This is a genomic window from Mesorhizobium sp. M0019 (genome assembly GCF_040323975.1).
Classification (GTDB): domain Bacteria; phylum Pseudomonadota; class Alphaproteobacteria; order Rhizobiales; family Rhizobiaceae; genus Mesorhizobium.
This window is the reverse complement of sequence record NZ_JAMYVK010000016.1, coordinates 83424-108272: the sequence shown is the minus strand read 5'-3', so window position 1 is coordinate 108272 and position 24849 is coordinate 83424. Positions and strand designations below refer to the sequence as shown.

Here is a 24849-nt window from a genome sequence, read left to right as displayed (position 1 = left end):
GAGGGGGAGATGTCGCCGAAGGCGACAGAGGGGGTCGGTTCGACCGGGCTCGTCTTCCTGCAACGGATGGAGGTTGGCGCTCGACGCGCGGCGACCCCCTCTGTCCTGCCGGACATCTCCCCCACAAGGCGGGAGATTGGCCGTCACCGCCCCGGCGCTCCATAGACCGGCGTCGCAATGCCTTCCATGCGCGCCTTGATCTGCAGCGCGACGTACTTCGAATAGAAGCGCGACAGCGCCAGATTGCCGCCGTGGAACCACAGCGCTTCCTGTGCCGTCGGCTTCCACATGTTGCGCAATTCGCCTTGCCACGGACCCGGGTCGCCTTTCACGCCCGAGCCAATCCCCCAGCACGGGCCGACCTTGTCGGCGACTTCGCGCGAGACGATCGCCGCCACGGTTTGGTTCATCGAGAGATAGCCGGTGCAGGCGATGATTGCGTCGGCCGCCAGTTCGGTGCCGTCGTCGAAGAGGATGCCTGTCTGCGTCAGCGACTTGATCCCGACGCCACTGCGGATGCCGATCTCGCCGTCGATGATCAGGTCGCAAGCGCCGACATCGATGTAGAAGCCCGAGCCGGTGCGGTAGGCCTTCATCAGGAGCCCGGTCTCGTCGTCGCCGAAATCGATGGCGAAGCCGGCGCCGCGCAAGCGATCGTAGAAGGCCGCGTCGCGCGCCTTGATGATGTCGTAAAGCGCCCGCTGGCCTTGCGGCAGCAGCGCGAACGGCGTCGAGGCGACGATCATGTCCGCTTTCTCGGTGGTGATGCCGCGGGCCAGCGCCTTTTCCGAAAAGATCTCGAAACCGATCTCCATCAGCGTGTCCGACTTGACCACCGTCGTCGGCGAGCGCTGGACCATGGTCACCTCGACGCCGCTCTCCCAGAGGTCGACGCTGACGTCATGGCCGGAACTTGCCGCGCCGATGACGGCGACCTTCTTGCCGCGGAATTTTTCGCCGCTGGAATACTGGCTGGAATGCAGGATTTCGCCGTCGAAGACCTCGGCGCCCGGCAGGTCGATGCGCCTGGGCGGGCCATAAGCACCGGTTGCAAAGACGATGTGCTTCGGCTTTAGCGTGATGCGCTCGCCGGCGCGGTCGAGCTCGACCGTCCAGACCTTTTCGGTCTCGTCATAGGACGCGCTGACGCATGTCGTGGAGGTCCAATAGTTGAGCTCCATGACGCGCGTATACATCTCCAGCCAGTCGCCCATCTTGTCCTTGGGCGTGAACACCGGCCAGTTCTCGGGAAACGGGATGTAGGGCAGATGGTCGTACCAGACCGGGTCGTGCAGCACGAGCGAGCGGTAGCGATTGCGCCAGGAATCGCCGGCCTGGGTGTTCTTCTCGATGACGATGGCCGGCACGCCCAATTGCCTGAGCCGCGCCCCCAGCATGATGCCGCCCTGGCCGCCGCCGATAACCAGGCAGTAGGGCTGTTGGCTAACGCCGAGGTCACGCGCCTCGCGGCGCCTCGCCTCCAGCCAGGTCTCGCGTTCCGGATCCGCCTTGTGGCGGACGCCCAGCGGCCGCGCCGGGCCTTTGCGCTCCTCCAACCCCTTGAGATCGCTCATCGCGGTAAACAGTGTCCGGCATTTGCCGTCCCTGAGGCGCATGATGCCTTGGCCCCACGCCGATGACGTCTCGAAAGAAAACCAGGCTTCGATCGTGCCCTCGTCCGAAGTGGCTTCGCCGCTGAGCTGCCACTGGGCAGGCCTGGTCGTTGCCAGCGTCGCCGCCAGCATGTCGCGGATCGCGGCGCGGCCTTCCATCGTCTTGATGTTCCAGGTGAAGGTCAAGAGATCGCGCCAGTAGCAGTCCTCGACGAACAAATTGGTTGCGGCCTCGACGTCGCCGGCCTCGAGTGCTCGCGCAAAGGAACCAAGCCAGGTGGCCGCCTGTTTCGTCGGTGCGATGTCGAGCATCTGTCTTTCCCTAACTTCCAGTGACGTTTGCGCTGCCCTCATTCTTACCCTTTCCCGGTTCTTTGCGGGAGAGGGTGAGGGCAGCGCAAACAGTCCGGAAGGTAAGGGCGCAGCGTAGGCCGAAGCGACTACCCCTGCTGTCAGGCGCGCGCGCGGGCCTGATCCGAACCGCTATCCAGCCATGCAAGATCGTCCGGCGAAAGCGAAATGTCGAGCGCCTGGAGACTGTCTTCCAATTCGTCGAGCGTGCGCGGCCCGATCAGCGGGATGGACGGAAACGGCTGCGCCAGCACATAGGCGAGCGCGACGTGGATCGGGCTCTTGCCCAGCCGTCTGGCGAGCTCGATGGCACGGTCGCGACGGCCGAAATTCTTCTCCGAGTACCAGACCCGGACCAGCTCCTCATTGTCGCGCCGGTCGCGGCCGGCGCGGTCGGTGAAGAAGCCGCGGCCCTGGCTCGACCAGGCGAAATTCGGCATCTGCCGGGCGGTGAGCCAGGCCTTCCATTCGTCGCTGGAGGAGGTGACGCAGCCTGCCCAGATCGGCTCCAACATTTCGGCCAGCGAGAAATTGTTGGAAAGCGCGCCGGGCTTCTGCTTGCCGGTGCGCTCGGCATAGGCAATCGCCTTGTCCATGCGTTCCATCGTCCAGTTCGAGCCGCCGAACGGACCGCGAATGCGGCCGGCCTTGACCTCGCGATCCATCGCATCGACGAACTCGTCGACCGGCACGTCCGGATTGTCGCGGTGCATGAAATAGACGTCGATATGGTCGGTCTGCAGCCGTTCGAGCGACTGGGTGAGCTGCTTGCCGATGACGTCGGGATAGCAGAGCGGCGAGTGCGCGCCCTTGCCGATGACCACCGACTGCTCGCGCACGCCGCGGTTCTTCAGCCACTGGCCGAGCAGCGTCTCGGTATAGCCGGAACCGTAGACGAAGGCGGTGTCGAACAGATTGCCGCCGGCCTCGAAATAGGCATCGAGCAGAATGGCGCCCGACGAAAAGGTGCGGAAATCCTCGAAGCCGAGCGCCAGGCACGAGGCCGGCCGCGGCAGGCCCGGAATGCTGCGCTTGGGGATGGCGGTTCCGCCGGAGCGCAGCTTCCGTCCGGAGATCGTGTTGACGCGCTTTGCCGGTTTCTCGATGTCGTATTCGAGCCCGATTGCGGCCCGCCATTTGTCGAGCACGCGCAGATTGCCGAGACTGTCGGCCCAGCCCATACCGGGCCAGGCGAACTCCTGCTTTCCGCCGAGAATGGCCTCGCCGGCGGCGTCGACCTCAAATGCGTACAGCCAGCCGTCCTCCGTGACCTCGACCACCTCGGTGTCACCCGGACGGATGATGCGGATTTCGCCGGTGCCGCCTTGCTGGCCGCCGGCATACCAGAAATCCGCCACCTCGATGCGGCCTTTGCTGCCGAGAATACGCAAGACATTGTCCTGAGCGAGCGAGATGCTGCAGGACACTTCCGCGACGATGCCGCCCGGAAAATGCAACAGCGCCGACGCCCATTCGTCGACGCCGGATTGGCCGAGATGCGCAGCGCCGACGACTTTGTCCGGCTCGGCGAAGGGCTTTCCCGCCGCGGCGCCGGCAATCAGCCGCGCCATCGAGACGGGATAGCCGCCGACATCGAGAATGCCGCCGCCGGCGAGATCCTTGGCGTAGAGACGGTGCTCCGGCATGAAGCCCGGCATGGCGAAGCCGAAGCTGGATTTGATCATCTTGATGTCGCCGATCGCGCCGGCCCTGATCAGCTCGACCAGCCTGGCCGTCTGCGGATGCAGCCGGTACATGAAGGCTTCGCCGAGAAAGGTGCCGGCCTTGCGCGCGGCATGGATCATGGCGTCGGCTTCGAATGCGGTCAGGCCAAGCGGCTTTTCGCAAAGCACGTGCTTTCCGGCCTCGGCCGCCTTTATCGCCCATTCGGCATGGCTCGGATGCGGCGTCGAAATATAGATCGCGTCGACATCCGGATCGCCAACCAAAGCCTCGTAGCCGTCCAGGATGCGGGCGCCGGGGAAAGCCTCGGTGAGCCCCGCCTTGCCAGGATTGCGCGCCCCTAAGGCGACCAATGTGCCGGTGCGCGAATGGGCGACGCCCCCGGCAAAAGCCTTGGCGATGTTGCCGGGCCCGAGAATGCCCCAGCGAACTTTTTCTGGTTTGGACGTCATGTCAAATCTCCGTGGGGTGGCCGCGAGCAATCGCGATAGGACAAAGGAAAGATGGGTTAGCGAATGCGTGCGCCGGTGGCGTCGAAGAGAAGCGAGCGGTCGGCTTTGATCGACACCACCAGGTCGTCGCCGTTCGCGCGATGCCGCGAGGCCTCGCGCTCGATGATCAGTTCCTCGCGTCCGCCCCCGGTACCGGAATTGGCATAGACATAGCTCACCGATCCCAAGTGCTCGGCGACGTCGGCCTTGAGGGTAAGGTCGCAGTCGCCCTGGCCGGCGTCGAAGAAATGCTCCGGCCGCACGCCAAGCACGACAGCGCCGCCTGTTGCAGGCAAGGCATCCGAAAGCGGCTTGCGCAGTCGCGCGCCGCGATGATTGACCAGTTCGACGACCGCCGCACCGTTGTCGGCCCCGACCATTTTTGCCGCCAGGAAGTTCATTTTCGGCGAGCCGACGAAGCCGGCAACGAAGCGGTTGGCGGGGTCGTCGTAGAGATCGAGCGGCGCGCCGATCTGCTCGATATTGCCGGCGTTGAGCACGACGATCCTGTCGGCCAGCGTCATCGCCTCGGTCTGGTCGTGCGTCACATAGACCATGGTAACGCCGAGTTCCTTATGAAGGCGCGATATCTCGACGCGCATCTGCACCCGGAGCTCGGCATCGAGATTGCTGAGCGGTTCGTCGAACAGGAACACTTGCGGCTCACGCACGATGGCGCGGCCGATGGCGACGCGCTGGCGCTGGCCGCCCGACAATTGCCGCGGCCGCCGCTTCATCAGCTCGGCGATGCGCAGGATTTCGGAAGCCCGCTTCACCCGCCGCTCGGTATCTGCCTTGGCGTTGCCGGTCATTCTCAGGCCGAAGCTCAGATTCTGCTCGACCGTCATGTGCGGATAGAGCGCGTAGGACTGGAACACCATGGCGATGCCGCGATCGGCTGCCTCGACGTCGTTCACCACCTTGCCGCCAATGGCGATCTCGCCGTCGCTGATGTCCTCGAGCCCGGCGATCATCCGAAGCAGCGTGGACTTGCCGCAGCCGGAAGGGCCGACGAAGACGACGAATTCGCCGTCATCGATGTCGATATTGGCGCCGTGGACGATCTCGAAGACGCCGAAGCGCTTGATGACGTTTTTGAGTGTGACTGCCGCCATGCTGATCCTTACTTGATGGCGCCGGCGGCGATGCCGGCAACGAAATGGCGCTGCAGAAGCACGAACACGACGAGCATTGGCGCCGTCAGCATCACCGCGCCCGCCATGATGCCGCCCCAGGACACCTTGGTGAGACCGATCAGCGTGCCGAGCGCCACGGGCGCGGTCATTGCGCCCGGCTTGGAATTGATCAGCAGCGGCCAGAGATAGTTGTTCCAGGAGGCAAGGAAGAGGATGATGGCGAGCGCCGCCAGCATCGGCCGCGCCAGAGGCAGTGCGACGAACAGGAATATCCGCCATTCCTTGACGCCCTCGACCTTGGCGGCGTCGAACAGCTCGTGCGGCATCATCGAAAAACTCTGCCGCATGAAGAGCACGCCCAGCGAATTGAACAGCGGCGGCACGATCAGCGCCACCCAAGTGTTGGCGAGCTTGAAGTCGCGCGCCACCATGATGAATTGCGGGATCAGCACGACCGCATAGGGCAGCGTGATGGTGCCGAAGATGATGGCGACGACCATGCCCTTGCCGAAGAAGTTGTAACGCGCCAGCGCCCAGCCGGCCATCGAGGTCAGCATCACCGACAGGAAGGTATAGGTCACCGCCACCGAGACGGAGATGCCGATGGCGCCGATGAAATTGGTGCCGCGCTGCAGATTGCTGACATTGTCGAGGAAATTGCCATGCGGCAAAAGCTCGATGTCGGGGCTGAAGATGCCGTTGTCGGGCATCGTCGAAAAAACCACCATCATCCACAGCGGAAACAGCCAGACCAGCGCCAGCGGCGTCAGGAACAGATGCAGCGCGATGCTGCGTCCCAATCTGGCCTGGGAACGGCTGACTCTTGAGTGCGAGGTCATTTCGGTTCCCTCGTCAGCCATATCTGCACCAGCGAAATGGCAATCGCCAGCCCGGCCATGGTGTAGGCGACGGCCGAAGCGTAGCCGAAATTGAGCGACCGGAAGCCCTGGCGGTAAAGCAGCAGCCCGAGCGTTTCGGTGCCGCCGCCCGGCCCGCCACGCTCGGTGATCAGGAAGGGCTCGGTGAACAGCTGCATGGTGCCGATGATCGACAGCACGGCGCAGAACACGATGATCGGCTTGAGCAGCGGCAGCGTGATATAGAAGAACTGTTTGACCTTGCTGACCCGGTCCAGGGTCGCCGCCTCGTAGACATCCTCGGGAATCGACTGCAGGCCGGCGAGCAGGATGATGGCGTTGTAGCCGGCCCAGCGCCACGTCACCGCCATCATGATCACCGCCATCGCCGGGGTGACGTTGGTAAACCAGTCGACACTGGGCAGGCCGATGCTGTTCAGCAATTTGTTGATGATGCCGTAGTCGAGATTGAACATCAGCCGGAAAACCGCCGAATAGGCGACCTCGCCGACCACGACCGGCGCGAAGAAGGCAAAGCGGAACAGGCCACGGGCCTTGAGCAGTGGCGAATTCAAAAGCACCGCCATCACAATCGCCAGCGAAATCATCACCGGCACCTGGATGACAAGGATCAGCAATGTGTTCTTCAAGGCATTGAAGAAGGCCGGATCGCCGATCAGCCGGCCCCAGTTGAAGGTCGGCGCGAAGCGCCACGGCACGGTGCGCGTCGCCTGGAACGAGATCAGGAAGGAATCGATGATCGGCCACAGCCAGAAGATCGAAAAAATCAGCAGATACGGCGCGAGAAAGCGATACGCCGTGGCGTTCTGGTAGCGCATCGTTTTCCTCCTTTCTGCTTTCAAGTTCTTGCCTTCTCCCCTTGTGGGAGAAGGTGGATCGGCGCGTAGCGCCGAGACGGTTGAGGGGTGATGCCCGGAGTGCCGCCGCCGCCAAGCTGGAGCACCCCTCATCCGTCGCCTTCGGCGACACCTTCTCCCACAAGGGGAGAAGGGGAGCCGCGCGCTCGGAGCCGCCTCGTCTAGATCACGACTTGACCGGCAGGCCGGTCGCCGCGGCGATCTGGCTTGCGGCATCGTCGAGCGCTGCCTTGGCGTCGGGATAGCCGCCGGCCAGATATTTGGTCTGCACCGCGCGGATGATGATTTCGGCGTCGCTCTGGAACGGCGTGCCGCGGCTGGGGACGACCTTGGGCAAGGTGCCGAGTATGTCCTTCCACACGGCTTGGCCACCCCAATAGGGCAGGCCTTCGGAGACATAAGGGTCGTTGAGCGCCGAGATCAGCGACGGCACCAGGCCGAAGCCTTTCAGCATGGTGATCTGGCCCTCATTCGTCGCAAGCGTGTATTTCAGATAGGCGTAGGCGGCTTCCTTGTTCTTCGACACCGAGGTGATGGCGAGCGAGGAGCCGCCGAGATTGGCGGCGCGCGGACCGTCGGCGGTCAGGCTCGGCATCAGATAGACGCCCCATTTGCCTGCCCCATCGGGCGATTCGGTGCGCACGGTGCCTTCATACCAGCCGCCATACATCTGCGTGACGACCTTGCCGGCGGTGTTGTTGGTGATCTTGGTGCTCCAGTCGGCTGAGGAAATGATGCCGGCATCCTTCATCTCCTTGATCTTGGTCATGGCATCGACGCATTTGGGCTGGTTGACCGTGATCGATTGCCCGTCGGCGGAGAAGTAGGCGCAACCCTGCTCGTTGGAGATCATGCGGAAGAATTCGGAATCGCCGTTGAAATCGGCGTTGGTCATCGTGACGCCGGGATTGGCGGCCTGGATTTTCTTGGCGGCGGCGATGAAATCGTCCCAGGTCTTGATCGAGGACGGATCGACGCCAGCCTTCTCGTAGAAGTCGCGGCGGTAGAACATCGCCACTGGACCGGAATCCCAGGGCATCGCATAGGCCTTGTCGTCAACCTCGAGCTCGGTACGCTTGAAGTCGGGGAATTTTGCCTGGTCTTCCGCGGTGTAGCCGAGCGTATGCAGGTCGACGAAGCAATCCGGGAACTGGCTCCAGTAGTTTTCGGCTTCGCCGTTCTCGATCGTAACGATGTCAGGCAGCCCCTCGCCGCCGGCGGCACAGCCGGCGATTGATTTGTCGTAGGTCGGCTGGTTGCCAAGGTCCTCGACCGTCACCTTGATGTCGGGATACTGCTTATTGAAGCCCGCTATGGTGGCCTTCAGCGACGAAGCGGCGATATTCCAGCTCCAGATCGTGATTTCACCGGACTGCGCAAAGGCCGGGCTGGAGCCCAAGGCAAGCGCGAGCGCGGCGCAGGTCAATTTTATGCGCATTGAAATCCTCCCATTTCAGTTGCTCTCTGTTTGCGAGCGTGGCTAGACTAGGCCTCGGGAAAGCCTTGTCCGCGACAAAGGGAATAAGAAATGAGCGGAAAGTAAGATGCCGGAAAGGCCGTTTTACCAGCCTGGCGCCAGCAGCGTGGAGGGCCTGCCGCTGCTGCTGCAGATGTTCCACACCCAGCCCCTGGTGATGCTCAAGCCGCATTGGCACGCCCAGGTCGAGGTGAATTTCATCGTGCGTGGCGCCGTGCATTACCGCATGGATGGGCACGGGCTTTCGCTTTCTGCGGGCGACATGTGCCTGTTCTGGGGCGGCCTGCCGCACCAGATGGACGAAGCCTCCGACGATGCCATCTACGCCGGCGCGCATCTGCCACTGGTGCATTTCTTCCGGCTGCATTTGCCCGTAGATGTCCGCAACAGGCTGATGACCGGCGCGACGCTGGTGACCGACGCCACCGACCGGTCGGACGACCACAATTTCGAGCGCTGGAATCGCTATGCCCGCTCCGGCGATCCGGTCAAGGCCGAGCATGCCGTCAACGAGCTTTTGCTGCGGCTGGAGCGGGTGCGCTTCGAGCCTTACCGGCTGGTGCCCGAAACCCCGGTCGAACAGGAGATAGGCAGTCCCTTCGATCAGCAATCGCTGCGCAATGTCGGGCGCATGTGCGACTTCATCGCCGAGAATTTCCTCTACGAAATCGATTGCGTCGACATCGCCGCGGCGGCCGATATCCATCCCAAATACGCCATGAGCATCTTCAAGAAATCGACCGGCATGACGCTCAATGAATATGTGAATTTGCTGCGCCTCAGCTACGCGCAGGCGCTGCTGATGCATCAGGATGCCAATGTGCTGCGCGTCGCCATGGAATCGGGCTTCGGCTCGCTCAGTGCCTTCAACAAGTCGTTCCGCAAGCTTTCCGGCATGTCGCCGTCGGATTTCCGCAGGGGCGTGGCCGGCGCCAAATAACGGCTGGATTCAAGCGATAATATCCAGGCGCCTCGGCAGGCGGTTCATCGGCGACGGCCCGTTGGCGGTGATCAGGAACTGGTCCTCGAGATTGAAGCTGGCGAGACCGTCGATGTAGAGCGGGATCTCGAATGCCAGCACCATGCCGGCCTCGATCACGACAGTGCTGTCGGCCGAGATGAACGGCCATTGCTCGGAAAACACGGAATTGCCGACGCCGTGGCCGAAATGGCCGCGGCGATAGGAACGCAGGCCCTGGCGCGCCAGGCTTTCGCTGGCGGCGCGATGCACGGCGGCTAACGGCTTTCCGGGCATAAGCGCGACAAGCCCGTCGGCGAAGGCGCGTTCGGCTATCGCATGCAATTCGGCCTGTTCGGGCGACGGCGGCCCGAAGGTGAAATTCCGCGACATATCCGAGGCATAGCCGTTCACGCTGCACACCATGTCGGCCTTCAGCGGATCGCCGGCGGCGGCGACGGCGTCGGCGCCTTTTGGGCGAGCGCCCAGCGTGACGTATTCCGCCGTCGAGATTTGCTGCGACGACCCGGCGGCTGCATCCGCGACGCCTTGCCGGTAAAGCGCGACCAGCTCAGACTGACGCATGCCGGTCGTCGCATGCTGCTGCAGCCGCGACAGGCCGGCTTCCGACAGGGCGATGCCCTGCTGCAGAAGGTCGATCTCGCTCTGCGATTTGATTGCCCGCAGCCTGTCGAGAACCGGTGAGCCGTTGACCAGGGCAGTGCCCGGCAACATCGCCTGCAGCGCGGAAAAATCGCTGGCCGAGACGAAATCCAGCTCGATGCCGAGCGTCGCACGCTCCAGCCCGAATTCTGTAAAGATCGTTTTCAGCTCGCGGACGGAGCGGGCAAGCTCAAAGGTCGCCGGACGTGAAAAACCGGGAGCGCGGCCAACCAGGCCGGCCTCGATGCGCTGCGCAACAGGCCGGTCAGCCGTCGCCGGCTCGAGCGACGCCGATTCGATCCAGATCGCATGCGTGCGCAGCACGGCGCCGGCCATCGCCGCCCGGAGCCGGGCAGCCTGGAAATCCGCCACCACGACGCCGATCGGCAGGTCGCCTCGCTTGGGAATAACGACGAAACCGGCGCCGGCCCGCCGGAACAGGCCGGCCGGGCCGATCCAGGCACCGGTGGCATATTGGAACGCCTCGGGCTCGCAAAGCACCAGCGCCTCGATGCCGGCGCGCTGCATCAGGTCAGTTGCGCGCTCGCGGTCGACAAAGCCGGTCATGGGATCTCCTCGAATGCACTCGAATCCGACGCCGATGCGGCGGCGTTTGGCCTTAGCGTAGCTTCAGTGCCGCCGTGGAGCAGCTTTTTTCTGGAAGCGCTGTTCACCTTGAGAGTTCGTCGTCGGGAAACGAAAAAAGCCGCGGCGAACCACGGCTTTCAACGCGACGAGTGGTCTGTTTCGAATGCTTACTCGGTTTCGTCGGAAGTGTCGTCGGCAGTGTCTGCCGCGTCTTTCGCGGCCTTCCTATCCAGCGCTGCCTGCAAGGCCAGCGTAGCCTGCGGTGAGGCCGGTGTCGTGGCAACGACCGCCATTGCATGAGCAACGCCGGTCGTCGACTTGTCCTTGGCCGCGGCGGAAGTGGCGGCTCCGTGTCCCTGCGAGCCGGCCCCAGCCGAGTTTCCGCCGTTACCGTTGCTGCCGCCATTGCCGTTGCCATTGCCATTGCCCCCGGGAGCAGCGAGTACCGGAGATGCGACAAGGGTGAGAGCGGCTACAGTCGCGAATAGACAGGTGCGCGTTTTCATAGTTCCTCCTTCGAGTCGCCCTCCCGCCAGGATGGGTTTCAGATGAAAAACGTCAGGACTTTCGAATCCGAAAGTCGGCTGTTACCTAGCTTTGTTCAAATACAGTATTCTACAAGACGGACCTTGGTCCGAAATCGATACGCAAAAGTCCTGAATTTTATCGACAGCGTACTTCGGACGACCGCAGCGGCGGGATTTTTGCTGCCGGCAGATCCGGCGCCGCTACAGCGCAGTGTGCGTCGGCTGACATCAGGCTAGGGTCGAGGAAACCTAGCTGCTCGGCCATCGGTGAGATCATTCAAGGTGATTGAGGAACATTCCACATTTCGTGAAGTTGGGAGCGCAGGCGCGCTTTTGAGGTGCCAAAATGTTTGATGCCGGCGGGCTTTTGGGAGGAAGCCATGATCCGCGTCACGCCTGCATTTCGTGTTTCGCGCCGCCGCGCGTTGCAGTTTGGCCTGGGAGCAACGCTCGCTTCGGCCACCGGCCTTGCCCCGGTTTCCCGGGCCTATGCGCAGGATGAGGTCAAAGACGAAGACATTTTTTCCGGTTCGCCCTCAATCTCGAATATATGGAAGCCGAATATTACCTGCGCGGCACAACCGGAAAGGGATCGAAGACTCGGATGCCGGTCCGAAGGCCGGCGCTGTCGTTGGCGGCAAACAGGTCAGCTTTGACACGCCTGCAATCGGCGAGTTCATGCGCCCATGGCATCCAAAAAGCTAGTGAGTTCAATTGGCTCGCCCGAAAAGAGTCGAACTCCTGACCCCCAGATTCTGGTCTGAGAGTCGAGATCTAGGCGGTTCGAACGTGTCCCCTACTCCGTCAACGCTCCGGCTTCCCACCGCCAAGGCACATCATGGTTTAGGAGCTTGGCTTAGACGCTCGAAGTGAAGTACCCAGCCCATACCTTATTCCATTCTGGAGTTTCCACGTTGATCGTAGCGGTCAAGGCCGCCGAGAATCCGAGATGGTCAATACCAGCGAAATGATGCAGGTTCTTCTGGACCACGTGGCAAGCAGGCCGCTGAGCAGACGTAGCTTCCTGGTTTCAGCATATGGACCCTCTTTGTAATACGAATTGAAAATTGCGCCCTCATGTTTCAGAACAGGTCGGTAGACCCGCGAGGATGGTTTCGAACCCTGCGGGTCGCTCACGGTCCTCAAGGCGAGAATTCTAAGAGACGTTCAACAATGACCCAGCACGCAGAAAACGCTCGAATTCTCATGTACAGCCACGACACGTTCGGGCTCGGCCATTTGCAGCGCTGCCGGACTATCGCGCATTCGCTGGTCGAGGATTTCCGCGGACTTCAGGTGCTTATCATTTCGGGTGCGACTATCGCTGGCGCCTTCGACTACCGCGCCCGTGTCGACTTCGTGAAGATCCCCAGCGTCATCAAGCTGCGCAACGGCGAATACACCTCGCTGGAAAAGGACATCGATCTGCATGAGACGCTAAGGATGCGCCAGTCGATCATCCGCCATACAGCTGAGACCTTCCGGCCGGATATCTTCATCGTCGACAAGGAACCGCTCGGCCTGCGCGGTGAGATTGAGGACACGCTGTCCTACCTCAAGACGCGGGGCACCACGCTGGTGCTTGGCCTGCGCGAGGTGATGGATGCGCCGCATCTGCTCGAAGCAGAGTGGGCACGCAGAGACGTGATGCGCAAGATAGGCGTCTTCTACGACAAGGTCTGGGCCTATGGTCCGCCGGATTTCTACGATCCGTTGACCGGCTTGGATGTGCCCCCGGCTGTCAGGGCAAAGATGAGGTTCGTCGGTTTCCTGCAACGGAGCCTGCAGCGGAACGAGTTGCCCGGCCACCGGCCCGAGGGCGATTATATCCTCATTACTACCGGTGGCGGCGGTGACGGCGCCGATCTGATCCACGACGTCATTGATGCCTATCAGCAGGATCCGCAATTGCAGCATAGAGCCCTGATCGTGCTTGGGCCTTACATGCCGGCGCGCAAGCGCAACAAGCTGCTCAAGAAGGGGTCCAAGATCCCCTACATCAAGATCATCGAGTTCGACAACCGCATGGAAGACCTGATTGCCGGCGCCAAGGCGGTAGTGGCGATGGGCGGCTACAACACCTATTGCGAGATACTGTCTTTCGACAAGCCGGCGCTGATCGTGCCGCGCGTCGAGCCCCGCCAGGAACAACTGATCCGCGCACGGCGCGCAGCCGAACTCGGCCTCATCGAGATGCTTTTGCCGGAAGAAGCCGAGGATTCCCGGCGGTTTGCTGATGCATTGAAGGTGCTGCCGGACCGGCCCCGCCCATCGCAGAGCAATCCGCATCTGACGCTGGAGGGGCTGCCTCATATTTCCGAAATCGTCGCGGAACTGCTCGACCGGCGGGCCGGCCATCACCTTTCGGTCATTGAAGGAATGACCTGAGTTGCAACATCGCAAGATCGTCGTGGTTCTGAAGGGTTATCCGCGGCTGTCCGAAACCTTCATCGCGCAGGAACTGCTCGGTCTTGAGCGTGCGGGGTTCGACCTGATACTCGTCGCGCTCAGGCGGCCGACCGACGAAAAACGCCACCCCGTGCATGACGAGATCAAAGCGCCCGTCCATTATCTGCCGGAATATCTGCATGAAGAGCCGCTGCGCGTGCTTCGCTCGCTGTTTGCCTGTCTGCTGCGTCCGGGCTTCTGGCGCGCGCTCGGATCGCTGGCTGCCGATATGCCCCGCGACTTTACGCGCAATCGCGCGCGCCGCTTCGGGCAAGCGCTCGTGCTGGCGGCCGAATGGCCGGAAAACGCGGGCTGGCTGCATGCACATTTCGCGCACACGCCTGCATCGGTGACGCGCTATGCCAGCCAGCTTCGTGGCCTGCCCTGGACCTGCTCGGCCCATGCCAAGGACATCTGGACTTCGGCGGACTGGGATCTGGCCGGCAAGCTTTCCTCGGCGCGCTGGACGGTCACTTGCACGAAAACCGGCTTCGATCGTCTGAAAAAACTCGCTAACGGCAACTCGTCTGTGCATCTGAGCTATCATGGGCTCGACCTTGATCGCTTCGGCAGTTTCGGCGAGGCGCGAAAGCAGCATGACGGCTCGGCTCCGGACGAACCGGTTGTCGTTCTGAGTGTCGGGCGCGCCGTTGAAAAGAAAGGTTACGATACGTTGCTGGAGGCCCTTGCCCTGTTGCCCGGCGATTTGGCGTGGCGTTTCGAGCATATCGGCGGCGGCGAAGAACTGGAACGGTTCAAGGCGCTGGCGCAAAAGCTCGGCCTGGATGGTCGCGTCTCTTGGAAAGGCGCGCTTGCGCAGGAGGAGGTGCTTGAGCGCTACCGCCGCGCCGACATCTTCGCCCTGGCCTGCAGGATCACCGCAAATGGCGACCGCGACGGTCTGCCGAACGTTCTGGTGGAGGCGGCTAGCCAGCGGCTTGCCTGCGTGTCGACCGATATTTCCAGCGTGCCGGAGCTTTTATCGCCGGATGAAACCGGGTTGCTGGTTCCGACGGAAAACCCGATTGCCCTGGCACAGGCGCTGGAGCGCCTGATCCGTGATCCCGTGCTCCGCGACCGCCTCGGCGACGCCGCAGAGCGGCGCGTGCGCGGCAATTTCGATCATATGGCAAGCATTGGACAGCTCAAGGAACTGTTCGAGCGGGAGTGGCGGGCCGCCGAATGAAGCGGCTGCGCGCTTTCTTCTATGTCCAGCACCTGCTCGGCATCGGCCATCTCGCGCGCGCCAGCCGCATTGCGGCGGCTCTGGTCGATGACGGGTTTGACGTTACCGTCGTGACCGGCGGAGCGCCGATCGCCGGGTTTCCGGGACTGGGTGTACAATCTGTAACCCTGCCACCTGTCACCTCCGGTGATGAAGGATTTTCGGGACTTGTCGACCTGCAAGGCAACCCGATCGACGATGATTTCAAGAAATGGCGTTCAGAGATGCTGCTGCAGGCATTCCGGGATTGCAGGCCTGATATCGTCATTGTCGAGGCGTTTCCATTTGGACGCCGGCAGATGCGTTTCGAACTCTTGCCGCTGATCGAAGCCATCGACGCGACGTCGCCCAGACCGCTGCTGGCGACGTCCGTCCGTGATATCCTCCAGGAGCGCGTCAAGCTGGGCCGAAACGAGGAAACGGTCGATCTCATCAACAGGCATTTCGATCTTGTTATGGTCCATGGCGATCCGGCTTTCGCAACCATCGACAAGACATTTCCACTGGCTGGGGCGATCAGGGCCGAGGTCACCTACACGGGGCTCGTTGCCGCGCCGCCATCGCCCGCGGCCTCCGAGCGCTTCGACGTTCTGGTGTCGGTTGGCGGCGGGGCTGCCGGAAAGAGCCTTGTCAGATCCACCATCGCAGCGGCGCGGAATGCCAACAACGCTTGGAAATGGTGTTTGATCACCGGCCCAAACCTGCCGAAAGACGAGTTTGACGCGATCGCACGCGATGCCACGCCGGGCCTGTCCATCTTCCGGTTCCGCGAGGATTTCGCCAGCCTGCTGACCGGCGCCCGCCTGTCAGTCTCGCAGGCGGGTTACAACACGGTCTGCGATGTCCTGCGCGCGGGTTGTCGCTCCCTGCTCGTCCCATTTGCAGCCGGCGGGGAAACCGAACAGACGGTTCGCGCCCTGATGCTCGAAGAACTCGGTCTTGCAACGGTGCTGATGGAAAAGGATCTGACGCCTGAAGGTTTGGCGCAAGCGATCGAACAAGCGCTTGTGGAACCGACGCCATCCGCGCATCGTCTCGATCTGGAAGGCGCGCGTCGCTCCGCGCAAATCCTGCGCGAGCGGCATCGAACATGGTCCCTAAATGTGGGGCCCGGTTTCGGAAAAGTTCATGATTGAACAGACGATAGATCCTAGAGCGGTTCATCGTTTCACGCAGAACCGCTCTGTCTCTTTGTTTTGACGCAATTCCGGACGGAAAGCCGTTTCCACACTTTCCTGCAAATGCTCTAACGCGCGTCGCGTCTGGTGAGATTCGTGCGACGCGCTTCAAGTCCTGTTTTATGCGTGTCGTTGTCCCAAAACCGCTACGCGCTTTTGGGCGAAATGCATTAAACAGTTCCAATCAGCATGAAGCGCGTATAATTTTTTGTCGGCAGTTCGCCGGAGAACCGCACCTCCCGTAGCGCCGCCATTTCCTCGAAGGCTGCAAGCGAAGCCACGCAGTTGATGTGCGTCGGCTCGCTGAAATAATCGTTCGATTGCAGCAGTACATTCGTGCCCGGCGGAAGCAGAGCAAGCCAGGCGCGCAGATCGGCTATGTGTTCGCAGCTCGTATTGACTATCAGATCGGGCCGCCCGGCCGCATAGTCGAGTGCGTACATATCTGCCGTCAGCGCCCGGAACCGGTCGCCGGCTTCCCGGTTGAGGGTCCGGGCGACCGGCGCGACTTCGGGGTCGATGTCGATGCTATCGACCGCCGCGATGTCGAAGCGGGCGTCGTTGAAAAGCATTGCCGGCAATACGCCGTACCATCCACCCAGAACCCATATGCGCCCGAAGCGGCCGCCGCCGCTTTCGAACAGCCTATCGAGCGCCCACATCTTGCAGGCGACCTGCTTGTGGTTGAAGGCGTTGGCGATATCGGCCTTCGGATGCTTGGCGACGACGCGCGCCAGCCCTGCCACGAGAGGGCAGTTGACATAAGCAGCAATTCCCCGCGTGAGGTCCAAGGCTTGCTCGTGCCAGTCCATGGCATTGCGTGGTTGCGTGACATCCATCATAATTCGTCTTGTATGTTGGGATTTTGGGCGACACAACGCAATCTTGCCTCCCGCAAGACTGTTTGATTCCGCGGACGTGATCATGCTGCAAGCCGCTTGGCTATTGCCCGGTGCCGGAGAGAGCCTGTTGCATCTGTCCGGATCATCGGCGTCCATCCGCCAGCACCAGCCGCGCAGCTGCGGCCTCGTGCTGCTCGGCTGTTCGCCAAAGCCCTACGAAAGCCGCGGACCGTTTGGCCAGCTGCTTTCTTCGCCGATCAACAATGCCCATGTCGTTGCCATCGACCATGCGCCGGAACTGGATCGCGCCGCCTCGCAGGTTCCTTGCATCGTTGAGCGCAGGACAATGTCCGTGCACAGCAGCTTCGAGCTTGTCGTTGGCGATGAAGAAATTGCCGATACGCCATTCGCCAGCAGGTGCTTTTACATCCTGCATCCTTCCAACTGAAGGGTCCACAGTCGCATATGGAAGCCAGCCTAGCCCGCTATATCTGGACGCACACCAAGAAGCAGCAGCTCTGGATATTGATGATCGTCGTGCTTTCGATGATCCCGTATTTCATGTCCTTCGACCTGCCGAAGCTGATCGTCAACGGACCGATCCAAGGTCGCGGCTTCGAGCAACCGGGCGCGACCCAGCCATTCATGAGGCTACACTACAACCTGCCGTTCATTGGAGAGGTCCAGTTCTTCTCCGGTTTTCAGCTCGACCGCGAGGAGACCCTGTTTGCCCTGAGCCTTGTGTTCCTCTTGCTAGTCGTCATCAACGGCCTGTTCAAATTCTACATCAACACCTACAAGGGCCGCCTCGGCGAACGCATGCTGCGGCGTATCCGCTTCGATCTGGTCGACCGTGTGCTGCGTTTTCCGCCGGTTTACTTCAAGCGGGTGAAATCCGCCGAAGTGGCGACCATGGTGAAGGACGAGGTGGAGCCGCTGGGCGGCTTCATCGGCGACGCCTTCCTGCAGCCGGTACTGCTCGGCGGCCAAGCGCTGACGGCCATGCTGTTCATCATGATCCAGAACGTCTGGCTCGGAATGATAGCGGTCGTGATCGTGGCGATCCAGATCGTGCTCATCCCGCGAATGCGGCGGCGGCTGATCGTGCTCGGGCGCCAACGGCAGTTGACGGCGCGCGCGCTTTCGGGCCGGGTTGGCGAAATCGTCGACGGCATCGGCGCGGTTCACGTCCACGATACATCAAACTACGAGCGCGCCGACATAGCTGCCCGGCTCGGGCTCATCTTCAAGATCCGCTTCGATCTTTACCAATGGAAATTCATGGTGAAGTTCCTCAACAATTTTCTCGCGCAGCTCACGCCCTTTTTGTTCTACATGATCGGCGGGTATCTGGTCCTCCAGGGGCGGCTGGACGTCGGCCAGCTCGTGGCCGTGATCGGCGCCTACAAGGACCTGCCCGGACCGATGAAGGAACTGATCGACTGGGATCAGGATCGGCAGGATGTCCAGGTCAAATATCAACAGGTCGTTGAACAGTTCACCGTGGAAGGTCTCATCGCGCCGAAAATCGGGGCATTGACGATCGACGATCCCGATCCGATGACCAAGCCGCTGTCGGCGATCAATCTGTCCATAGCAGACGATGGCGGTGCAATGCTCCTCAACCGTATCTCCCTCCAGGTCAAGCCGGGTGAGGCGGTGGCACTGGTCAGTACCGCAACAGGTGGAGCGGAGGCGCTTGCAGAAGCCTTCGCGAGGCTGAACTGGCCGGACAGCGGAAGGGTCGCTTCGGGCACCGACGACCTGCTTGAACTCCCCGAAGCAGTAACCGGCCGGCGGATGTCGTATGCCTCGTCGGATGTTTTCCTGTTCCAGGCAAGCCTCCGCGACAACCTGCTCTACGGGTTGAAGCATGCGCCGCTGACATCGGTGCCTTATGACGGTGCTGCGGCAGATCAGCACCGCTGGAACATTCACGAGGCGCGCCGGTCGGGCAATCCGGATCTTGATATCCACAGCGACTGGATCAACTATGCTTCCGCTGGCGCTACCGGCCCGCACGACCTCTTTGAAGCCGTGCGCCGGGTGCTCGACGCGGTTGTTCTGTCGCGTGACATTCTGGATCTCGGCTTGCGCTCTTCGGCCGACCTCACGCGTCACACGGAGCTTGCCAGGCGGATCGTCGAACTGCGTGCGGCGCTGCGGACCCGGCTGGAACAAGAGGGGCTGAGCGGATTGGTGGTTCCTTTCGAACCGGGCGCCTACAACAAGGAAGCAACGATCGGCCAAAACCTGCTCTTCGGCGCTGCCGCCGGCCCCGAACTGGCCGACAGGGCCCTGGCGGCCAATCCCTATTTTGCTTCCGTGCTGAGGCAAGCCGGCCTCGACCGCACGCTCTACGAAATGGGCTTGGAGATCGCCAAACAGGCGATCGAGCTGTTTGCCGACCTGCCGCCCGATCACCAGTTCTTCCAGCAGCTCGCCTTCATGAGCGCGGAGGAGATACCCGCCTACGAAACCTTGCTGCAACGGCTCAAGAACCGTCCCTACGAGGCGGTTTCGGAGAACGATCGCGCCATGATCGTCACCTTGAGCTTTGCCTACATCGAGCCCCGGCACCGCTTCGGCCTGCTGAGCGACGAGCTGATGAGCAAGATCGTCGCTGCACGCAACCGGTTCTATGAAGACCTGCCGCCCGAGCTGCACAATGCGGTCGAACGGTATGATCCTGCCAAATACATTGCCGCGGCCACCGTCATGGATAATGTCCTGTTCGGGCGTGTGGGCAACAATCATCCCGACGCGCCCGACCGCATACGCTCCATCGTCTATGACATTCTTGACGAACTGGGGCTTTATGGCGAACTTCTGGATGTCGGCCTGGACTTCAACGTCGGCTCCGGCGGCAGGCGGCTGACCGGTGGACAGCGACAGAAGCTCGATGTTGCCCGGGCCTTGCTCAAGCGTCCCGATTTTCTCATTCTCAACCGGCCGCTGTCGGCGCTCGACCAGCGCATGCAGGATAAGGTGCTGCGAAATGTGCTCGAGGAAGCCAGGCGCGACGGCCATTCGCCGGCAATTGTGTGGGTCGTGACGAATCCGGCAATGGCGATGATGTTCGATCGCGTTATCGTCTTCGACTCGGGTCAATTGGCGGAAGACGGAACACACGAGACACTTTTGGCAGGGAACGGTATCTTCAAGGAACTGTTGTCATAGAGCAACGGACATTCAGATGGGATCATTCTGCCGGTGCCGGACATCGGGCTCGCCACCTTTCGCGTGGTTTGTCTCGCCATCCCGGAAAGAGAATTGATTCCATCTGGGCGTCCGTTGCTCTAGTCTGGCAAACGCGAATTTTGGAAGGTTTGCGACAATGCTGCTCAAGGATGAAGTTGGAATGCTGCAACGCGTTCCCTTGTTCTCTGCCATCGAGCCGACAAAGCTCAAGCTGCTTGCGTTCACATCCGATCGTGTGAGCTACAGCGCCGGCCAGATCCTTTTCCGGCAGGGCGACGAGGGAGACGCCGCCTATGTCATCCTTTCAGGCAGGGCGGATATTCTTGTCGATTCCGACAGCGGACCGATAAAAGTTGCCGAACTGGAGCCAAATTCGATCGTTGGCGAGATCGCCATATTGTGCAACAGCTCCCGCACTGCCACCGTCAGAGCGGCAAGTCCGCTGGAAGCCCTGAGAATCCGCAAGGATCATTTCCTGAGGCTTATGAGGGAGTTCCCGGAAATGACCATCGAGATATTGCGGGTTCTTGCCGATCGCCTAAGCCATACGACCGCGGATCTGATCGACGCACGAAGCGCCAAATAACGAAGGACGTGCGCTCGATCCTCGCCGTCGTGACGGCACTGTCCTCTCGCTGAGAAGATCACCCGGAGAAAGCCTGTCTCGCCTAGCAGCAGTTGTTTGGATATGATGGGCGAAGGGGTAGCATGGACGACAACGTTTTCCTGGTCAGGTTTTGGGGTGTCCGCGGCAGCATTTCGGTATCAGGGCCAGAATTCTCTCGCTATGGCGGCAACTCAATCTGTGTCGAGATGCGATGCGGTAAGCATACGCTTCTGTTCGACGCAGGCTCTGGCCTACGGCCTGCCGGCGCGGCGCTTCAGGCGTTGGGCGTGACCGATTTCGACCTGCTTTTCACCCATTGCCATTACGATCACATCATCGGGCTGCCGTCTTTTGCGCCGATCTATGACCGGGGCGCCAAGGTTACGCTTTGGTCCGGGCATCTTGCAGGACACATGACGACCCGGCAGATGGTCGATGAGTTCATGCGGCCGCCGTGGTTTCCGGTGAAACTGGAGGCCTGCAAGGCAAGCCTCGACTATCGCGATTTCGTATCTGGAGACGTGCTTCGCCCGCGCGAAGGGGTGGTGGTCCGAACCGGCAGTCTTATGCATCCGGGCGGCTGCATAGGCTACCGGGTCGAATGGGGCGGCGGCGTCGTGGCGGTGATCACAGACACTGAGCACGAGCCGGACAAACTCGATCAGGCGGTGCTCGGCCTGATCGAAGATGCCGACCTCGTCATTTACGATTGCACCTACACCGAGGAGGAAATGGAACGCCGCCGCGGTTACGGGCACTCGACTTGGCAACAGGGCGTCAAGCTCTGTGAGGCGGCCGGTGCGCGGAGGCTTGCACTGTTTCACCACGATCCGACACGCACCGACAAGGAACTGGACAAGATCCAGAAACTGGCCAAGGACAGGTTTACCGGCGCTTTTGTCGCGCGGGATGGCCAGACGCTCAAACTTCCAGTCTCATTGCGCAAAAAGCGCTGAGCTATTTTCCTCTATCTCTTTGTTTTGACGCAATTCCGGACGGAAACCGTTCATACCTTCCTGGAATTGTTCTACCGGCGCTGCGCCCGATCAATGTCCTGATCGGAAGCCATGCGCAGGCTTCAGTCTGTGCGGTGACTGTGAACAGCCGTTCGAGGAAGAGCCAGGCCGATTCATCATGTACGAGATGGTGGGTGAGCAGGCCCACCGGTTCGCCCCCATCGAATGCATGCTGCAATTGCGCAATGATAGCCTGAACCAATAGGCCATGATCGCGGCAGCCGCGCGTGCCATGCCAATCCATGATGTCGACATTGCTGTTGATGACCGCAAGTGAAGCCGGCCTTGGCGGCCCATAGACCGACAATGCCGAAAACCCTATCGATCCAAGGTCGGATACCAAGCCGGCGTCGATCCTGTTCCAGGGTGGCACCAGCATCGGAACGGCACGTGCGCCGTGCAGGCCGGTTATGTGCGCCAGCCCGCGAGCCAGATCATCGAGCACCGCCTCGCGTGGCCGATGCGCGCCGAGCTCCTGCTTCTTCTGGCCCTCGGGCGCATGATTTCGGTGCGCCCAGCCATGGATGGCGACCGTGGCATGCGGCGCCTCGTCAAGCCGAACGACAAGCTTCTCGTCAGTCAGGGCGGGAATGACGGCCAGAGTCACCGGAACCGCGAATTCACCGGTGAGGTCGAGCAACCGATCAAGCGCAGGCGTCGGATCCACGGCGTCATCGTCGCGCAGCCAGAACTCTGCCTTACGGTCCGCCCGTTGCCGGCTCGCCAGTTCCTCCACCAAGGGTTGCCAGATTTGATCGGATGTCATGAGACCGGGATCTTCGCAAGAAGTTCGGCCAGACGCGCCGCTGCAGCACCGAGAGAACGTTCTTCGAGGATGAAACGTCTGGCTTCTGCGGCCATGATGGATCTTTCGTCGTTACGGGCCAGAAGCCTTTCAATGGCAGAAGCGAACGCCGCCACATCGTCCGGCGGGGTGAGAAACCCGGCCTGGCCATTCCGGACGACCTCCGGCACGCCGGCGACGTCCTGAGCCACAACCGGAAGGCCGGCGGCCTGTGCTTCAAGATAGGCAACGCCATAGGCCTCGCCGAAACCCGGCCAGACGTAAATTCCCCCACTGTAGAGGACATCCGGCACGGCGGCTGGCTCAATCGCGCCAAGCCATTCGATACGCTCGGCGGGCAAGCCGGCGAATTGCGCTTTGATCTCCTCGCGGGCAGGTCCGTCCCCGACGACCGACATGGTCCAGGGCAGGTGACCGATCGAACCGAGCGCCTGCGCCAGCATGCGATAGCTTTCGAGTTTGTCGCCCGGGCGCATCATGGCGACGGTAACGAGGCGCGTCGGACAACCTCGTGCCGGCGTTTCCCGGAATAGCGATGTGTCGATGAAGGGCGAAAGCATGCCGAAAGCGGCGTCGGGTACCGCATCTGCCAGTCCCTGACGATCCCTTTGCGTGAAGCAGATGTTCAGCGCCGCCTGTTCGACGGCTCGCGCCACCAACGCTTGCGTATCGGCCCACAAACCGGTGTTGCGCCGCCTCGAATAGGAGGCTTCCGTTGTCACATAGGGGACACCAAAGGCCAACGCCAGTTCGGGCCCGATCAGGTCGGGCGCCTTGTAATAGGGATGATAGGTGAACCACAGATCGGGCTTGCCGTCACGATCCCAAAGCCTTGCCAGCCGCGCGGCTTCCTCCCGGGCCTCGATCTTGAGCGCATCGAAACTTTTCGAATCCGGTTCGCGTAGATAGAAGCGCAATTCGGATGCCAGTTCGACGCTATGTCCTCCATGCTCCAGCGCCTTGACCAGCATCCGTGCCATCTGGCGGTCGCCGGAGGCAACGGGATGATTGGGCGACTTCAGCGGCGCATAGAAGGCAATTCGCATCCCCGGACCCTATCATCGGAAAGCCTGCGCAAGTCAATTTCGAAGCATGATCGACTTCACCCTCAAGCACTGGAATGTGCTATCTGATGCTCATGGAAACAGCTGCCGCGTCCGATCCGTTTGTTGCTTCTCTGCCGGTCTTCGCAAAGTTTGAAAGCGTTGCCGATATCGATAACTATCGGCCTCTCCCCGATGGCTGGGCGCTGGCCACCGCAGACATCGTCGGCTCGACCAAGGCGATCGAGGCGGGGCGCTATAAAACCGTCAATATGGCCGGTGCCAGCGTCATTTCGGCGCTGCTCAATGCGCTGGGTAGGCAAGATCTTCCCTTTGTCTTCGGCGGCGACGGCGCGCTCGTGGCGTTTCCCGGCTCGGCGCTGGAGATCACCCGCAACGCGCTGGCGGCTGTCCAGAGATGGGTGGCGGACGAACTGGATCTGACCTTGCGTGCCGCAATCGTGCCGATAAAGGATATAAGAGCGCAAGGCCTCGACGTTCGCGTGGCGAGGTTCCAGGCCTCCGATGCGGTCTTCTATGCCATGTTCGCCGGAGGTGGCGGCAGTTGGGCGGAAGCCGAGATGAAAGCGGGGCGCTACCGCATCGATCCTGCGCCGGCCGGCGCGCGGCCGGACCTGACCGGCCTCTCGTGCCGCTGGAACCCGATCGAAGCCCGGCATGGCGAAATCGTCTCGATCATCGCCATACCGGGGGCGTCGCGCGACTTGCGCGGTTTTCAGTTTCTGGTTTCCGACATCATCGCCCTTGCCAGCAGGCAGGAACGCGATGGCCACCCGGTGCCGGTGAACGGGCCGGACTACAGTTTGCTGCCCGCCGGCCTCGATATCGAGGCGCGGGCCACGGCGCCGGCAGGACGGCGGTGGCTGTCGAAGCTGTGGATAGTGTTCCTGATGACGCTTACGGCTGTTACGGATAGATATGGCTGGACGATCGGCAGATTCGATCCGAAGATCTATAAACGCGAAGTGGCCAGCAATTCGGATTTCCGGAAGTTCGACGATGGCTTAAAGATGACCATCGACGTTGACGCGGATGTGTTGCAACGGATCGAGAACCGGCTGAAACAGGCGGAAGAGGCGGGCATCTGCAACTATGGCCTGCACCGCCAGAAATCGGCCTTGATGACATGCCTCGTCGCATCGCCGCTGCAGCGCGATCACGTTCATTTCATCGATGGCGCCGCCGGCGGCTATGCGATGGCTGCCACAAGCCTTAAGGCGAAGGTGCCGGTCTGACGGCTT

Annotated in this window: 20 protein-coding genes and 1 pseudogene; 10 read left to right on the top strand and 11 right to left on the bottom strand. The window is 61.6% G+C overall.

The window, feature by feature from the left end; genetic code table 11:
• Positions 1-143: 143 nt before the first annotated feature.
• From NKK47_RS14330 to NKK47_RS14305, 6 genes are all read right to left on the bottom strand, one after another.
• The gene (locus NKK47_RS14330) at positions 144-1925 is read right to left on the bottom strand and encodes an NAD(P)-binding domain-containing protein (protein WP_352577361.1); all 1782 of its coding nucleotides are present in this window, start codon (positions 1923-1925) and stop codon (positions 144-146) included.
• Between the two features lie 140 nt (positions 1926-2065).
• Positions 2066-4099 carry an aldo/keto reductase gene (locus NKK47_RS14325; RefSeq protein ID WP_352577359.1) on the bottom strand — a complete coding sequence of 678 codons (2034 nt, stop codon included), beginning with the start codon at positions 4097-4099 and terminating at the stop codon, positions 2066-2068.
• 56 nt (positions 4100-4155) lie between these two features.
• Complete coding sequence (locus NKK47_RS14320; protein ID WP_352577357.1) at positions 4156-5253, bottom strand: ABC transporter ATP-binding protein; 1098 nt, start codon at positions 5251-5253, stop codon at positions 4156-4158.
• An 8-nt stretch (positions 5254-5261) separates the two neighbouring features.
• On the bottom strand, positions 5262-6113 hold the full coding sequence (locus NKK47_RS14315) for a carbohydrate ABC transporter permease (RefSeq protein WP_023675945.1): 852 nt from the start codon (positions 6111-6113) through the stop codon (positions 5262-5264).
• Entirely contained in the window at positions 6110-6970 is an 861-nt protein-coding gene (locus tag NKK47_RS14310) for a carbohydrate ABC transporter permease (protein ID WP_254817930.1), read from the bottom strand. Before NKK47_RS14310 ends, NKK47_RS14315 begins: the two co-directional genes overlap by 4 nt.
• A gap of 205 nt (positions 6971-7175) precedes the next feature.
• A complete protein-coding gene (locus tag NKK47_RS14305; RefSeq protein ID WP_352577355.1) occupies positions 7176-8447 on the bottom strand; it encodes an extracellular solute-binding protein in 1272 nt (423 codons plus the stop codon).
• Between the two features lie 106 nt (positions 8448-8553).
• On the opposite strand from NKK47_RS14305, the gene NKK47_RS14300 reads away from it, so the two are divergent.
• A complete protein-coding gene (locus NKK47_RS14300) occupies positions 8554-9426 on the top strand; it encodes a helix-turn-helix domain-containing protein (RefSeq protein WP_352577353.1) in 873 nt (290 codons plus the stop codon).
• 9 nt (positions 9427-9435) lie between these two features.
• Here NKK47_RS14300 and NKK47_RS14295 read toward each other — a convergent pair whose 3' ends face one another.
• Together NKK47_RS14295 and NKK47_RS14290 are read right to left on the bottom strand one after the other, a co-directional pair.
• On the bottom strand, positions 9436-10674 hold the full coding sequence (locus NKK47_RS14295; protein ID WP_352577351.1) for a M24 family metallopeptidase: 1239 nt from the start codon (positions 10672-10674) through the stop codon (positions 9436-9438).
• 188 nt (positions 10675-10862) lie between these two features.
• Positions 10863-11201 carry a hypothetical protein gene (locus NKK47_RS14290; RefSeq protein ID WP_023675950.1) on the bottom strand — a complete coding sequence of 113 codons (339 nt, stop codon included), beginning with the start codon at positions 11199-11201 and terminating at the stop codon, positions 10863-10865.
• 401 nt (positions 11202-11602) lie between these two features.
• Here NKK47_RS14290 and NKK47_RS14285 point away from each other — a divergent pair.
• The 4 genes and pseudogenes from NKK47_RS14285 to NKK47_RS14270 form a co-directional block, all read left to right on the top strand.
• Positions 11603-11906, top strand: a pseudogene (locus NKK47_RS14285) (ferritin-like domain-containing protein); the annotation flags it as partial.
• 489 nt (positions 11907-12395) lie between these two features.
• Positions 12396-13610, top strand: coding sequence for a glycosyltransferase family protein (locus NKK47_RS14280; protein WP_352457171.1), 1215 nt, complete (start codon positions 12396-12398; stop codon positions 13608-13610).
• Position 13611: 1 nt separating this feature from the next.
• Positions 13612-14856 carry a glycosyltransferase gene (locus NKK47_RS14275; protein ID WP_352577349.1) on the top strand — a complete coding sequence of 415 codons (1245 nt, stop codon included), beginning with the start codon at positions 13612-13614 and terminating at the stop codon, positions 14854-14856.
• Positions 14853-16031: a glycosyltransferase family protein gene (locus NKK47_RS14270; RefSeq protein ID WP_023675953.1), complete on the top strand. Its 1179-nt coding sequence runs from the start codon at positions 14853-14855 to the stop codon at positions 16029-16031. The genes NKK47_RS14275 and NKK47_RS14270 overlap by 4 nt, the downstream gene beginning before the upstream one ends.
• A gap of 212 nt (positions 16032-16243) precedes the next feature.
• Here NKK47_RS14270 and NKK47_RS14265 read toward each other — a convergent pair whose 3' ends face one another.
• Positions 16244-16912: a class I SAM-dependent methyltransferase gene (locus NKK47_RS14265; RefSeq protein WP_156937317.1), complete on the bottom strand. Its 669-nt coding sequence runs from the start codon at positions 16910-16912 to the stop codon at positions 16244-16246.
• 130 nt (positions 16913-17042) lie between these two features.
• Here NKK47_RS14265 and NKK47_RS14260 point away from each other — a divergent pair, with 130 nt between their 5' ends.
• The 4 genes from NKK47_RS14260 (at position 17043) to NKK47_RS14245 (ending at position 21679) form a co-directional block, all read left to right on the top strand.
• The gene (locus NKK47_RS14260) at positions 17043-17363 is read left to right on the top strand and encodes a hypothetical protein (RefSeq protein ID WP_352529896.1); all 321 of its coding nucleotides are present in this window, start codon (positions 17043-17045) and stop codon (positions 17361-17363) included.
• A gap of 17 nt (positions 17364-17380) precedes the next feature.
• On the top strand, positions 17381-20095 hold the full coding sequence (locus NKK47_RS14255; RefSeq protein ID WP_352577347.1) for an ABC transporter transmembrane domain-containing protein: 2715 nt from the start codon (positions 17381-17383) through the stop codon (positions 20093-20095).
• A gap of 157 nt (positions 20096-20252) precedes the next feature.
• A complete protein-coding gene (locus tag NKK47_RS14250) occupies positions 20253-20702 on the top strand; it encodes a cyclic nucleotide-binding domain-containing protein (protein ID WP_023675957.1) in 450 nt (149 codons plus the stop codon).
• Between the two features lie 122 nt (positions 20703-20824).
• Complete coding sequence (locus NKK47_RS14245; RefSeq protein WP_352577345.1) at positions 20825-21679, top strand: MBL fold metallo-hydrolase; 855 nt, start codon at positions 20825-20827, stop codon at positions 21677-21679.
• Position 21680: 1 nt separating this feature from the next.
• On the opposite strand, the gene NKK47_RS14240 is transcribed toward NKK47_RS14245, so the two are convergent.
• Together NKK47_RS14240 and NKK47_RS14235 are read right to left on the bottom strand one after the other, a co-directional pair.
• On the bottom strand, positions 21681-22505 hold the full coding sequence (locus tag NKK47_RS14240; protein WP_352577343.1) for a polysaccharide deacetylase family protein: 825 nt from the start codon (positions 22503-22505) through the stop codon (positions 21681-21683).
• Complete coding sequence (locus tag NKK47_RS14235; RefSeq protein ID WP_352577341.1) at positions 22502-23590, bottom strand: glycosyltransferase family 4 protein; 1089 nt, start codon at positions 23588-23590, stop codon at positions 22502-22504. The genes NKK47_RS14240 and NKK47_RS14235 overlap by 4 nt, the downstream gene beginning before the upstream one ends.
• A gap of 74 nt (positions 23591-23664) precedes the next feature.
• Here NKK47_RS14235 and NKK47_RS14230 point away from each other — a divergent pair, with 74 nt between their 5' ends.
• A complete protein-coding gene (locus NKK47_RS14230; protein ID WP_352577340.1) occupies positions 23665-24843 on the top strand; it encodes a DUF3095 domain-containing protein in 1179 nt (392 codons plus the stop codon).
• The last annotated feature ends 6 nt before the right edge of the window (positions 24844-24849 follow it).

Bases quoted from the DNA above. Each gene is read 5' to 3' on its own strand.
- NKK47_RS14330 (WP_352577361.1), bottom strand. From the start codon at position 1,925: ATGCTCGACATCGCACCGACGAAACAGGCGGCCACCTGGCTTGGTTCC.
- NKK47_RS14325 (WP_352577359.1), bottom strand. From the start codon at position 4,099: ATGACGTCCAAACCAGAAAAAGTTCGCTGGGGCATTCTCGGGCCCGGC.
- NKK47_RS14320 (WP_352577357.1), bottom strand. From the start codon at position 5,253: ATGGCGGCAGTCACACTCAAAAACGTCATCAAGCGCTTCGGCGTCTTC.
- NKK47_RS14315 (WP_023675945.1), bottom strand. From the start codon at position 6,113: ATGACCTCGCACTCAAGAGTCAGCCGTTCCCAGGCCAGATTGGGACGC.
- NKK47_RS14310 (WP_254817930.1), bottom strand. From the start codon at position 6,970: ATGCGCTACCAGAACGCCACGGCGTATCGCTTTCTCGCGCCGTATCTG.
- NKK47_RS14305 (WP_352577355.1), bottom strand. From the start codon at position 8,447: ATGCGCATAAAATTGACCTGCGCCGCGCTCGCGCTTGCCTTGGGCTCC.
- NKK47_RS14300 (WP_352577353.1), top strand. From the start codon at position 8,554: ATGCCGGAAAGGCCGTTTTACCAGCCTGGCGCCAGCAGCGTGGAGGGC.
- NKK47_RS14295 (WP_352577351.1), bottom strand. From the start codon at position 10,674: ATGACCGGCTTTGTCGACCGCGAGCGCGCAACTGACCTGATGCAGCGC.
- NKK47_RS14290 (WP_023675950.1), bottom strand. From the start codon at position 11,201: ATGAAAACGCGCACCTGTCTATTCGCGACTGTAGCCGCTCTCACCCTT.
- NKK47_RS14280 (WP_352457171.1), top strand. From the start codon at position 12,396: ATGACCCAGCACGCAGAAAACGCTCGAATTCTCATGTACAGCCACGAC.
- NKK47_RS14270 (WP_023675953.1), top strand. From the start codon at position 14,853: ATGAAGCGGCTGCGCGCTTTCTTCTATGTCCAGCACCTGCTCGGCATC.
- NKK47_RS14265 (WP_156937317.1), bottom strand. From the start codon at position 16,912: ATGGATGTCACGCAACCACGCAATGCCATGGACTGGCACGAGCAAGCC.
- NKK47_RS14255 (WP_352577347.1), top strand. From the start codon at position 17,381: ATGGAAGCCAGCCTAGCCCGCTATATCTGGACGCACACCAAGAAGCAG.
- NKK47_RS14250 (WP_023675957.1), top strand. From the start codon at position 20,253: ATGCTGCTCAAGGATGAAGTTGGAATGCTGCAACGCGTTCCCTTGTTC.
- NKK47_RS14245 (WP_352577345.1), top strand. From the start codon at position 20,825: ATGGACGACAACGTTTTCCTGGTCAGGTTTTGGGGTGTCCGCGGCAGC.
- NKK47_RS14240 (WP_352577343.1), bottom strand. From the start codon at position 22,505: ATGACATCCGATCAAATCTGGCAACCCTTGGTGGAGGAACTGGCGAGC.
- NKK47_RS14235 (WP_352577341.1), bottom strand. From the start codon at position 23,590: ATGCGAATTGCCTTCTATGCGCCGCTGAAGTCGCCCAATCATCCCGTT.
- NKK47_RS14230 (WP_352577340.1), top strand. From the start codon at position 23,665: ATGTGCTATCTGATGCTCATGGAAACAGCTGCCGCGTCCGATCCGTTT.